The organism is Bacteroides ihuae (assembly GCF_900104585.1).
Lineage (GTDB): Bacteria > Bacteroidota > Bacteroidia > Bacteroidales > Bacteroidaceae > Bacteroides > Bacteroides ihuae.
Genome location: NZ_FNVX01000006.1, coordinates 325577 through 337202 on the forward strand (window position 1 = coordinate 325577; position 11626 = coordinate 337202).

Sequence of the window (11626 nt, forward strand, 5' to 3'; positions counted from 1 at the left end):
ACTAAGAATATCTGAGATTATTTAATCCCCATCTGCTTCCATAGCCACTTATTCCATTCATCATACTGTTCTTGATACCAATAATGGCCAGTCTCCAGATATGGGTGTAACTCTTTAGGAGATGCAATGCAGTTATAAGCAGCAGACATAGAAGTCGGCGGACAAACTTCATCATTATATCCCCAGCTAAACCAACCAGGAACAGATAGACGACGAGCAAAATTGACAACGTCATAGTAACGAGTTGCCTCTAACTCAGTTTTGTCTGAATTCTCTTTTTGATAAAAATAATGGGGCCATCCACATGCTCTTTTATTTAATGAGGCAACCAGATCACACATGGCCGGATGTACGGCTGCAAAGAAAGTAACACGTTTATCTAATGCTGCTGTTACAACGGAAAGTGCACCTCCCTGACTGGAGCCAGTTACTCCTAAAGCATTACCATTGTATTGAGGTAAGCTACAAATAAAATCGACTGCACGAACAGCACCTATAAATACTCGTTTATAATAGAATGCATCACGATTATTCTTATTTATATCCCAATAGCAGAACAAGGCACCATATACTAATTTATCATAGTATTCTTGAGTCATCGTTACAGGAATTCCATGAACTCCTATTTCAAGCGTTATAGCTCCTTTGGAAGCTGTCGCTATATCACCATAATACGTACGGATACCTGCTCCCGGCACACGTAACAAAGCAGGATATTTCCCACCTTTCTTGGGCATGCATAGAATACCATAAGTACGAGAGCCCCAACGCATATTCTGAAAACTAACTTCATATACATTTACCGTTTCTGTGCAGCGCTCGGGTAAGAGCAGCATTGTGGGTTCAAGTGCCGTCTTGCGGACTTCACTCAATGAGGTAGCCCAGAAAGCGTCAAAATCTTCAGGCAAAGTAGCGAATGGAGTGATTTTTTCCGGTTGGTAAGCTGCAGTTGCCAAGCCTTCATAAGTACGCTCACCAACATAAGCTTTCACTTTGCAACGCAAAAAACCGGACTCCGTCATACGTCCTTTTACGACCAATTTACCATCCTTCAGCAAAATTTGCTTTTTTATCTCTGCAGGATACATTTCAGGGCCTAATTCATAATCAATCGTTACGTCTTTCAATAGATTCTGAGCCTTGAAAACTTGTATCGTGAAAGTACTATTTTCACCAATGTTATATTTCCAATCAGAATGATCAGGAGATACTACAACCCTTATCTCATTTCCTCTCACTTGAGCCGAAGTAGATTGCACAAGCCAGCAACTTAGCAATACTCCTGAAATTATGTACTTAATGCAATTCATTGTGCTATTTTTTCCTTATTCATCAGTTTATCATTAGCTGTCTTTATTATATCAACGGTCGTATCTGTAGCAAACACAGAATTCAATCCTTGTTCTTCCTGAGCCGGATCACCGGTATAATCATCTCCTTTCTTCCAATATATGTGCTTAGTAGAAGGATTGGCAAAGCCTCCCCACCCCCAGAAGTTGCATCCGGGAAGCAATCTATTGGAAGCAGTTTTATCAATAATTAAGTGAAAAACATACGCATAATAGTTGTCTCTCACATTCGTGCTACTCTCTTTTGAAAATTGAAAGCCATCCCGGGGAAAGCCAAATTCTTCAAGCACTACAGGTTTGTTATATTTCACAGCAACGGCCAAATGTTCATCAATATATTTCTTCGTATTTTCTTTTGCTAGCTCTACTTTCTCTTGCAAGCTATCTTTCGTTACCCAGTCCCAGTTGTAAGGCCATATATGAATATTCATATAATCCACATTTGCATCAGCATGAATCTTCTCGAACAAAGTAATATCTTCTTCGCAGCCATGCTTGCCTTCACTGCCCGTCGAAACTAAATGGTTTTTATCCAAGGATTTAATCAGCGCAGCCACATCTGCTATCCATGCAGCAAAAAAAGGTTTGTTCTCATCCGAAAAAGCGCGAGGTTCATTACCAATCTGCCAAGACATAATTGCCGGATCATCCACATATTTTAGATGAGTATAGCGATTGACGCGTGTGATTATGTCTCGCACATAATTTGCAAACAGAGCTTTTGCACTATCCGATTGTTGATACTGTTTCACATAGCTCATATAGGCTGGCCACCCATCAACAGCAGGCACAGCAGCTTTCCCATAACCGGCCCATTCCAGATACTGGCCATATCCACCGCTCCATTCCCATGAGTTATTCAGGTAAAGTACAGCTACCATTTTTCTCTTGCCCATTTCAGCTAACAGGTAATCTAGTCCAGCTAAAATAGTATCATTGTATACCCCGGGAGCTATTTGTAGTGTGGGCTCTACTTTGGCTGTAATGCCCCGATTGCCATCAGAGCCTACCAATACACGAAGGTTATTTATTCCTATTTTTTTCAAGTAATCAAGTTCTTGATGTAATCGATGCCGATTGCCGCCTTCTCCCTCAGAAGCTAAGATGGCACCGTACCAGAAATTCGTCCCTATATAAGAATAAGGTGTATTATTCCATAAAAAGTTTCCATTTTCAATACGAACAAAAGGAGAGGTTTTTGAATTTTGCTTTGCAGAGCACAAGCCTGATAAGGCAATAAGAAGAATTAATAATGATATTTGTTTTGTCATACGATTAAAGGTTTTGTTCATTTACAAAATTAGTATTGTTTAATTAAACTATACAGTATTATTTTATCAATAACTAGTACTTATTGTGCTTTCTTACAAAAAGGTTATAACATCTATTCTGATTTTATACCATTACAACTATCTTAGTTAGATAAATAAGATATATCTTTGTGTAACTTAACCTCAATGAATAGAAAATATGATGGCTCCTATTTATTCACCTGACCAAGAGAGATATAACTGCGGAATGAAATATCGCAGATGTGGCAAAAGTGGGATTCTGCTACCCGAACTGTCATTAGGACTATGGCATAACTTTGGTAGTGTTGATTCTTTCGAGAACAGTATAAAGATGGCACATTACGCCTTTGATAATGGTATCACCCACTTTGATTTGGCCAATAACTATGGACCTTCTTTTGGCTCTGCAGAAGAGACTTTTGGTGCAATAATGAAGAAATCATTCATGCCTTATCGAGATGAACTCTTTATCTCAACAAAAGCCGGACACGAAATGTGGGCGGGACCTTACGGAGAATGGGGTTCTCGCAAACACCTGATCAGTAGTCTGGATCAAAGTCTGAAACGCATGAATCTGGAATATGTTGATATCTTCTATTCTCATCGTTATGACCCCGTCACTCCGCTCGAAGAGACATTACAAGCCTTAGTAGACATCGTCCGTCAAGGAAAAGCACTCTATGTTGGCATCTCCAAATACCCTAAAGAAGCGGCAGAATTTGCTTACACATATCTTAAAGAAAGAGAGGTTCATTGCCTACTTTATCAGGGACGATACAATATGTTCAACCGTGAACCAGAAGAGGGTATTCTGCAACAAACAAAAACTAACGGTAGTGGGTTCATCGCCTTTTCACCACTAGCACAAGGGCTTCTGACCAATAGATACATCAACGGTATCCCTAAAGATTCAAGAATAGCTCGCGGAGGCTTCTTGAAAGAGGAACAGCTAACCGAAGTAGTATTAAAGAAGATTAAGGCACTAAATGAAATAGCAGCGCAACGTGGACAAACATTGGCCGAGATGGCACTAGCTTGGGTTCTGAAAAATGATTTAGTGACTTCCGTCATCATCGGGGCAAGCTCTGTCAATCAGCTAAAAGATAACTTAAAAGCTATTGAGAATTGCGCTTTCTCAGCAGAAGAACTAGAAAAGATCAATGCAATATTAGCATAACGATTAAAAGGAGATACAAAAAACGGTATTTTATATCAGTGGCATTTTCTGCAAGTTATTCTCGTGAGTTCAATGCAGGAAGTTTGAGACTTGATGTCTCAAGTTTAGGAGCTTATACAATATGCGCTCAACAGTCCAAACTCTAAATAAGTTTCTTCTTCTTCCGATAGTTTTCCCTAAACTCTTTAGGAGAACATTCTTTCTTCTTTTTGAAGATCCTGTTGAAGTTAGATAGATTATTAAAGCCACAGTCGTAACAGATCTCAGCAACGGACATAGTAGAATCGACTAGCAACCGAGTGGCAAAGCCTAAGCGAATATCAATTATATAATCAGATAGATTCTTCCCTGTACGCAATTTAAAAAAGCGACTGAAAGAAACCGATGTCATTCCTGCAATATCAGCCAACTGGTTCAGACGTATTTCTTCTTTATAGTGGGCATTAATGTATTCTTGCACCTTTTGTACCCTACGGCTATCTGAATGTATGCCTATTTTAGCAAAGGATGAACTAGATAAAGTGTGTGCCTTATCAACATACAAAGATAGCTCATAAAGAATGGTAAGAAACTTAATCACAGCATAGAATCCTTGCTTCTCGGAAGCCAGTGTGTCGAGCATTCCATATACTTTGAGTATAGCAGGCATAGGAAAACTCAATCCTTTTTGGGCCCGCTCAAGCATATCTCTGATGGAATCGAACTGATTCTTATTAATGAAGTTTTTAAAAAAAAGATCGGAAGAAAATTGAATGGTGATCTCACGAATTTCCTTAGAGCAACATTCATGCTGCTCCCACACATGCTCCAGTTCTTTTCCTGTTATCAGTACCAAATCATAATCACCGATCACTTCTGCCGAATCACCAACAATACGTCTAACCCCAGCCGCTTTTTCTGTAAAATTCAGTTCAAATTCAGCATGATTGTGAATGGGATAAGTAAACTCCGTTTTAAATCGTTCGGCTATATAGAAACAATCTTTATCCGACAATGGAGTTATTTCACGGATAATATGATTTTGTGCTACATTCATACATTTGTGGTTAAAAGAGGTATTGATTACCACAAATATAACACATTTATTAATAGACAAATGAATCGTCTGTTTATTTTTTTAGTTTCGGTTCTTCAGTTCCCTAAAATCGCTACCTGTAGGATTCTGGAATACACGAAGTTCAAACTCTGGAACGATTGCTAAAACATGATCAAAGATATCCGCTTGTATACTTTCATAAGCAGTCCATTCTTTAACAGAAGAAAAGAAATACAATTCCATCGGTATCCCTTGTTCGGTGGGTTGTAAGTGACGAACCATACAAGTCATTTCCTTATTGACTTCAGGAAGGTTCTTTAGATAATTATTCAGATACGCCCGAAAAACACCAAGATTAGTTTGCCTATGTCCATTAACTAACAGAGAACTATCAATATTCAATATTTTATTATGCTCACTAACGACTTGCTCAGTCTCATCAATATAGTCTTTCAACAGTTGAATTTTACGATACTTATCCAACATTTCGGGTGTACAAAACTTCACGCTGTTCATATCTATGTTAATAGAGCGTTTAATGCGCCGCCCACCTGATTCCTGCATGCCACGCCAGTTTTGAAAAGAATCACTCACCAAAGCGTAAGGTGGAAGGGTAGTGATCGTATTATCCCAATTACGAACTTTCACGGTGTTTAGAGTAACCTCAATCACCGTACCGTCTGCACCATATTTCGACATTACAATCCAATCGCCTACACGAAGCATATTGTTGGCAGACAATTGAATGCCCGAAACAAAACCCATGATACTATCTTTAAAAATCAACATGAGGATAGCCGCCGAAGCACCTAAACCTGTCAAGAGCGCAATCGGAGATTGATCAATCAGTACGCTAACAATAGCAATGCCTCCAATAAAGAAAAGAACAACCTGTATTGTTTGTAACAATCCTTTCAGAGGGCGATCACGAAATTGCTCTTTATCACTATAAACATGATATATAGCCAAGAGAAATTCGTTAATAAAACGAAGCAGGGTTACTATAATGTAAATCAGGCAAAGACGTTGCAGAAAAGCGATCATACCTGGGTCACGAGGAAAAACAACCGGCAATAACAAATAAACCAGTATTGGAGCCAACATCCGACCAAGATTAATCATCACCTTCCTATCAAATACAATATCATCCCATGTCGCTTTTGTATGCTTCACTAACTTAGCAACGACCTTCAAAAGAATATTTCTACAGATCAAGTCAACCAGCAAAGCCAAACCCAGAAGTAAAGTAACGGCTATAAACTGGTCAATACTATCAGCCAGAGGCTGACTGAAACCCAAAGAGATTAAATACGTGTTTATACTATCTACAACCTGACCCTGTTCCAAGATATGTTCTATTATCATGACGTATTATTATCTTATTTTTTTTAAAAACTTATTTATTTGTTGTTCATAAATGCCCGCACATCATCTTGCAAACTTTTATAAAGATAAAGTTCTTTATATTTTCCATTTCGTCTAAGCATTACCTCTGCACTTATCTGGCTATTCTCGTAGCTGGCCAATTCATTGCGATACTGTTCCTCATGTTCGGCCAATCTTTGTATTTCTAATTCTCGTTCTCTCCTCAATGCTGCACAAACAGGTGCTAATAGTTTCAGCACTACATTATCCATTATATGATGCCCTTGTATGTAAAGATAGGTCGTTTCAGGAATCAGACCTAGTTGCTTCAATTCTTCTGCCAAAGTATCTATTTGAGTCACAAGCCCCGGAAAATGGCGTCGCAATTGAGAGAGTTTAGACGAGACTTCCTTTTGCATTCTCTCTAACGCATATTCAGGATGCCGAAAATTAAAATCTCGTATTCTTACATATGAGTTAAAGTCATTCATAGGGAATGTGTGAGTATCGTGCTGACGATAAAACCATACAGACCATAAGAATAACGGATAAGCTATCTGAGAGTAGCGCTTCATAAAATCATTAAAATCAAATAAACGTCTATCGTTTAAGGTAGACTGTACGCAAATTTCATGAAGAGCATCGGCATAGCAGAAATAATTTTCAATGGCATAAGTATAAGTTTGAAAAACATATTTGCTATCATTGATCTTACGAGAAGTTGCTGTAGCACCTTGAAGCAAAAAGTCATAATCGCTATCCACACATGCAATCAAGCTTTTTCCTAGTTCATCCACATTCAAGATATTCATCAACACCATCTTTTTTCCTTTCGATAAAGATGTTGCCGATGGAAGCATTACCTCAAAATAGTATTCATCGGTTTCGAACTCTTCAAGCAGCATTCTCCAAAATGCAACATCGTCGTAGCTTTCAACATAAGCAACTATTTTACGACGAACCTTCTTAGAATATAGCTGGTGAGCTGCAGAGAAATAGGACGAATTTAAATTTTCAATCAGTGTTTTAGCCATATATTCTATTTGTTTTCTAGCAACTTCTCTATCGGTGTAGAGATATCACTCACTTCTGTCACTGCATCAAGCCAACCTTCCATAATCAATGCAGGCGAATGGGTGCTCAGAATGATCTGCACATTAGAGTTTAACTCTCGTACCATGGCAATAAGTTTCTGCTGCCATTCAATATGTAAAGAAGCTTCCGGCTCATCCATGAAGAGAACGCAATGACGATTATCTTGCACCAACGTAGTGAGTAAAATAACCAGCATCTGCTTTTCACCCGATGAGAGTTTATAAGAAAATAAAAGTTCGCCATCCTGATGAAAAGCAATATCATTACGCTTTCTATCTATCTTTTTTCGAGTATAACTGAACAAAGAATCAATCATATCCTGAAAACACCTCTTGGGGTATGAGAGAGAAGTTGCTTGTTTACGTTGTTCTTCATCTTCACTTGCAAGCATTTCAATCATCCGATTGCCCACATTTACCTGATAATCCAAGTATCGGCGTTGCAAAAGATACAACTGCCAATCCAGCTCCGATTTCACGTCCTTGTCGGCCATTCGAGCAGTAAAATCGCCCATGATCAGTGGCCGGTCATAGCTACGTATTACATCATAAGGAATAGATTCGGCGTCAGGAGAATCAAAAGAAATGCGTATTCCATTTTTCTCATTACTCTTCACCTCTCCCGATAAATATTCAAGATAATTAACCGATTTATTCAGTATAGTAGTCTTACCTACTCCATTTATTCCAGAAAGAATATTTACATCAGGACGTAAATCCCAAGCAATATTGAACCGCCCCCACAGCTTGTCAATTTCGATGTGTTTAATGTAATTAGCTTGTTTCTCCATAATAATATTAGCTCTTTGCCGTTAATGGCAATCGATAATACAAAGATAAAAAGATTATTCATTCAGCTATAGCAATGATGTTTTTTTCTACCTTTGCAACAATTATTCATACAGATATCAACTAGAAAGATGGTAAACGATAAAAGTTTAAAAGGGCATGTAGCCATGTTTGCTGCTAATGTGATGTGGGGACTAAACGCCCCTATTGGCAAATCGGTACTAAGAGAGTTTTCTCCACTATCGGTCACCACTTTCCGAATGGTTGGAGCAGCCATTGCCTTTTGGATACTATCGATATTCTGTCCGAAAGAGAACGTTGAGAGCAAAGATTTACTAAAGCTTTTTTTTGCTGCACTGTTTGGTGTTGTCTTCAACCAAGGCTGTTTCATTTTCGGATTATCACTGACTTCACCAATTGATGCATCCATCGTAACGACCACTACACCCATTATTACTATGATCGTGGCTGCTATGTATTTGCATGAGCCAATTACAAATAAAAAAATATTAGGCATTTTTATTGGAGCGATGGGAGCACTGACTCTAATTCTTAGCAGCCAAGCAGCAAGTGACGGACAATCTGGCAGCATAGTTGGTGATCTATTCTGTCTTATAGCTCAGTTAAGTTTCGCTGTCTATTTAACAGTTTTCAGAGATTTAATCACCAAATACTCCCCAGTCACCATCAGTAAATGGTTATTTATTTATGCCTCAGTATGCTTCATTCCATTCTCTTATCATGATGTAGCTGCCATTGATTTCACCGCTATTCCACTAGACATGGTTTTACAGATAAGCTACGTAGTACTCTGTGCCACATTCCTTGCATACATTCTAACTATGTTCGGGCAACGATTGCTCCGCCCTACCTTGGTTAGCATGTATAACTATGTGCAACCAATAGTGGCTTCAATTGTAGCTGTGGCCATAGGAATGGATACATTTGGATGGAAAAAAGGAGTTGCTATCGCACTCGTTTTCTTAGGAGTGTACGTTGTTACTCAAAGTAAGTCAAAAGTGCAATTAGAATCGGAAGGAAAATTGAAGGATTAAGGTATTATTACTTATCAAGAGAAGCTTATTTATTTCTTATTTTCAACAAAACGAACAAAAAAAGGGAAGATATAACTTCAGCGTGGTGAATTAACTAGATCAGCGTGGTGAAGTAGTTAATTCACCACGCTGATCTAGTTAATTCACCAAACCCCTCTCAGAAGGCCTGTAGAGACTAATCTGAAAGATAGACAATCTACATCAATTCAGATCAACGTTGTAAACTAATCTCTTTTAAGTTCCCCAAAATAAGCGTCAAGTAAATTACGGGCTGCAATGAAGGAAGTAAGATCCGCACTCAGCACTTGACGCTCTTTTTCTGGCAACATAGATTTTATCTTTTCATTATTATAGAAGCTATCCCGCAAGTGTTCGTTTATGGTTTCGTACATCCAATACTTACTTTGTTCGTTACGTCGAGTTTCAAAGTAGCCATTCTCTTTAACGAAATTCATATATTCATCGATCATACCCCAGATCTCTTTTATTCCAAGATTGTAGAAACCTGAGTAAGTAAGGACTTGAGGTATCCATCCTGATTCCGGAGCCGGAAACAAGTGGAGAGCATTGCGAAACTGTGTTGCGGCAAGTTTGGCTTTATCAATGTTACTCCCATCAGCTTTGTTGATTATAATGCCATCTGCCATCTCCATAATTCCTCTTTTGATACCTTGAAGTTCATCCCCTGTACCAGCAAGCTGGATGAGTAAGAAGAAATCAACCATAGAATGTACGGCTGTCTCGCTTTGACCTACACCCACTGTCTCAACAAATATTTTATCGAAGCCCGCTGCTTCACAAAGTATAATGGTTTCACGAGTTTTGCGCGCCACTCCTCCTAAAGAGCCCGCTGCAGGACTAGGACGAATAAAAGAGCTGGGATGAACAGCCAACTGCTCCATACGAGTTTTATCTCCGAGAATACTACCTTTGCTTCGTTCACTACTAGGATCAATAGCCAAAACAGCCAATTTGCCTCCTTTTTCTAAAACATGTAAACCAAAGACATCGATAGAAGTACTTTTACCTGCACCGGGCACACCGCTAATACCTATACGAACAGAATGACCAGAATAGGGAAGACACTTTTCAATCACCTCTTGTGCTATAGACTGATGCTCGGGTTTTACGCTCTCAACCAATGTTACTGCTTGACTGAGAATAGTTACATTCTCTTTCACGATACCATCAACAAAGTCATCTACAGAAAGCTCACGTTTTATTGATCGACTACGGTTTAAATAAGGATTTACAGAAGAAGGTTTTTCTATACCCGAATTTACAGTAAGTCCCTTATATGCCTTATTATTTTCAGGATGTTCCATAAATATGTTCTTTTTTTTTATATCTAAGCTAAGACCTTTTTTACTTAGCTTTCAAATTAATTTCGACCTTAGGTTGTATAGGATCATTAGTAATCATCAATATACGCAAATGTCTTTTGATTTTAATCCCTCTCTTGCTTAAACTAACCTCTAGTTTGGTCGTTTCGCCCGGCTGCAGAAGCGTCTTCTTAAGTTTAACACCTACAGCTGGATTAAAAACTTGTAGTTTCCGAATCACCAACGGTGATTTGCCTGTATTGGTGATAACTATGAGATGAGATGCCTTACTCTTCTTTGCCAAGCGTGAACTAAAATCAATATTCGTTTCAGACAAATGAACGACAGGAGCATTCATTTTTTCTTGCTCACTCATCTCTGAAAAATCAGGCAACAAAACAACTGAAATAGGAATTTCATTCTCTTCACTAACTTTATCTCCGGCAAAACGAGATAAGTAAACAGAAGCTTGTGTTAATCCAAAATCAACTAATTGTTTCGTGTCAAGTGTTAGCTTTAAAGTGCCTTTTTTACCTTTCAACAAAACATTAGGCTTCTTTTCTATCGTGAGATAAGGAGGCAAGTGCATCAAGACTGGCTCATAAGGCCTATCGGACAAATTAACTACACTTAAAGTTATCTCAGGTTGATCACCACGCTTCACATCAGGAAAATCAATCGTATTATGATCAATGCGAATATGGCCTATAAGATAGGGATGTGTCTCTTCATAGTTTTTCACTTCTTGCACAACCTCTCCTAAAAAAGTAAGATAAACCAAGCTGGGTTGAGCGTTACTATAAATCCCTATTGTTTTATTAAAATGGCCTAATGCCTGAGCATCAAAAGTTGCATTCACCATTCCCTTTTCACCTGGTTCAATAGGGTTTTTAGTCCATTCTGCCACAGCACATCCACATGAAGTTGTCACATTAGTCAACACTAGCGGTTTGTTTCCTGTATTGGTAATAGTATATTGAACCGTTACCGGTTGCTTCCATTCTATTTGACCAAAGCTATGCGTTTCTTTGTTAGAAGAAATGTGAGGTTGAGCACAAATAAATAAGCTAAAAGCAAGCAGAGAAAATATGAGGATAAGACAGCGTTTCATTCCTTTTTATTTTTGATAATTACAAGTTTAAGACAC

General features: G+C 38.5%; 10 protein-coding genes. 2 read left to right on the top strand and 8 right to left on the bottom strand.

Annotated elements, in window-relative coordinates; translation table 11 throughout:
* Positions 1-17 precede the first annotated feature (17 nt).
* The gene (locus tag BQ5338_RS12085) at positions 18-1310 is read right to left on the bottom strand and encodes an acetylxylan esterase (protein WP_078063488.1); all 1293 of its coding nucleotides are present in this window, start codon (positions 1308-1310) and stop codon (positions 18-20) included.
* Positions 1307-2620 carry a glycoside hydrolase 5 family protein gene (locus tag BQ5338_RS12090; protein ID WP_071147855.1) on the bottom strand — a complete coding sequence of 438 codons (1314 nt, stop codon included), beginning with the start codon at positions 2618-2620 and terminating at the stop codon, positions 1307-1309. The genes BQ5338_RS12085 and BQ5338_RS12090 overlap by 4 nt, the downstream gene beginning before the upstream one ends.
* Positions 2621-2819: 199 nt before the next feature.
* Between BQ5338_RS12090 and BQ5338_RS12095 the strand changes: the two genes are divergently transcribed.
* A complete protein-coding gene (locus tag BQ5338_RS12095) occupies positions 2820-3818 on the top strand; it encodes an aldo/keto reductase (RefSeq protein ID WP_071147096.1) in 999 nt (332 codons plus the stop codon).
* Between the two features lie 142 nt (positions 3819-3960).
* On the opposite strand, the gene BQ5338_RS12100 is transcribed toward BQ5338_RS12095, so the two are convergent.
* The 4 genes from BQ5338_RS12100 to BQ5338_RS12115 form a co-directional block, all read right to left on the bottom strand.
* A complete protein-coding gene (locus BQ5338_RS12100; protein WP_071147097.1) occupies positions 3961-4854 on the bottom strand; it encodes a helix-turn-helix domain-containing protein in 894 nt (297 codons plus the stop codon).
* 81 nt (positions 4855-4935) lie between these two features.
* Positions 4936-6219, bottom strand: coding sequence for a mechanosensitive ion channel family protein (locus tag BQ5338_RS12105; RefSeq protein ID WP_071147098.1), 1284 nt, complete (start codon positions 6217-6219; stop codon positions 4936-4938).
* 35 nt (positions 6220-6254) lie between these two features.
* Positions 6255-7253, bottom strand: coding sequence for a DUF4435 domain-containing protein (locus BQ5338_RS12110; protein ID WP_071147099.1), 999 nt, complete (start codon positions 7251-7253; stop codon positions 6255-6257).
* A gap of 5 nt (positions 7254-7258) precedes the next feature.
* Positions 7259-8104, bottom strand: coding sequence for an AAA family ATPase (locus BQ5338_RS12115; RefSeq protein WP_071147100.1), 846 nt, complete (start codon positions 8102-8104; stop codon positions 7259-7261).
* 129 nt (positions 8105-8233) lie between these two features.
* Between BQ5338_RS12115 and BQ5338_RS12120 the strand changes: the two genes are divergently transcribed.
* Positions 8234-9157 (top strand): DMT family transporter, encoded by a 924-nt coding sequence (locus BQ5338_RS12120; RefSeq protein ID WP_071147101.1) that lies wholly within the window; start codon positions 8234-8236, stop codon positions 9155-9157.
* Between the two features lie 224 nt (positions 9158-9381).
* Here BQ5338_RS12120 and meaB read toward each other — a convergent pair whose 3' ends face one another.
* Both meaB and BQ5338_RS12130 read right to left on the bottom strand, forming a co-directional pair.
* A complete protein-coding gene (meaB, locus tag BQ5338_RS12125; RefSeq protein ID WP_071147102.1) occupies positions 9382-10482 on the bottom strand; it encodes a methylmalonyl Co-A mutase-associated GTPase MeaB in 1101 nt (366 codons plus the stop codon).
* A 40-nt stretch (positions 10483-10522) separates the two neighbouring features.
* The gene (locus BQ5338_RS12130; protein WP_071147103.1) at positions 10523-11590 is read right to left on the bottom strand and encodes a DUF1573 domain-containing protein; all 1068 of its coding nucleotides are present in this window, start codon (positions 11588-11590) and stop codon (positions 10523-10525) included.
* Positions 11591-11626: the final 36 nt, after the last annotated feature.

What these genes read in the sequence shown, in the direction of transcription:
- BQ5338_RS12085 (WP_078063488.1), bottom strand. Translation starts at nt 1,310, where the DNA reads ATGAATTGCATTAAGTACATAATTTCAGGAGTATTGCTAAGTTGCTGG.
- BQ5338_RS12090 (WP_071147855.1), bottom strand. Translation starts at nt 2,620, where the DNA reads ATGACAAAACAAATATCATTATTAATTCTTCTTATTGCCTTATCAGGC.
- BQ5338_RS12095 (WP_071147096.1), top strand. Translation starts at nt 2,820, where the DNA reads ATGATGGCTCCTATTTATTCACCTGACCAAGAGAGATATAACTGCGGA.
- BQ5338_RS12100 (WP_071147097.1), bottom strand. Translation starts at nt 4,854, where the DNA reads ATGAATGTAGCACAAAATCATATTATCCGTGAAATAACTCCATTGTCG.
- BQ5338_RS12105 (WP_071147098.1), bottom strand. Translation starts at nt 6,219, where the DNA reads ATGATAATAGAACATATCTTGGAACAGGGTCAGGTTGTAGATAGTATA.
- BQ5338_RS12110 (WP_071147099.1), bottom strand. Translation starts at nt 7,253, where the DNA reads ATGGCTAAAACACTGATTGAAAATTTAAATTCGTCCTATTTCTCTGCA.
- BQ5338_RS12115 (WP_071147100.1), bottom strand. Translation starts at nt 8,104, where the DNA reads ATGGAGAAACAAGCTAATTACATTAAACACATCGAAATTGACAAGCTG.
- BQ5338_RS12120 (WP_071147101.1), top strand. Translation starts at nt 8,234, where the DNA reads ATGGTAAACGATAAAAGTTTAAAAGGGCATGTAGCCATGTTTGCTGCT.
- meaB (WP_071147102.1), bottom strand. Translation starts at nt 10,482, where the DNA reads ATGGAACATCCTGAAAATAATAAGGCATATAAGGGACTTACTGTAAAT.
- BQ5338_RS12130 (WP_071147103.1), bottom strand. Translation starts at nt 11,590, where the DNA reads ATGAAACGCTGTCTTATCCTCATATTTTCTCTGCTTGCTTTTAGCTTA.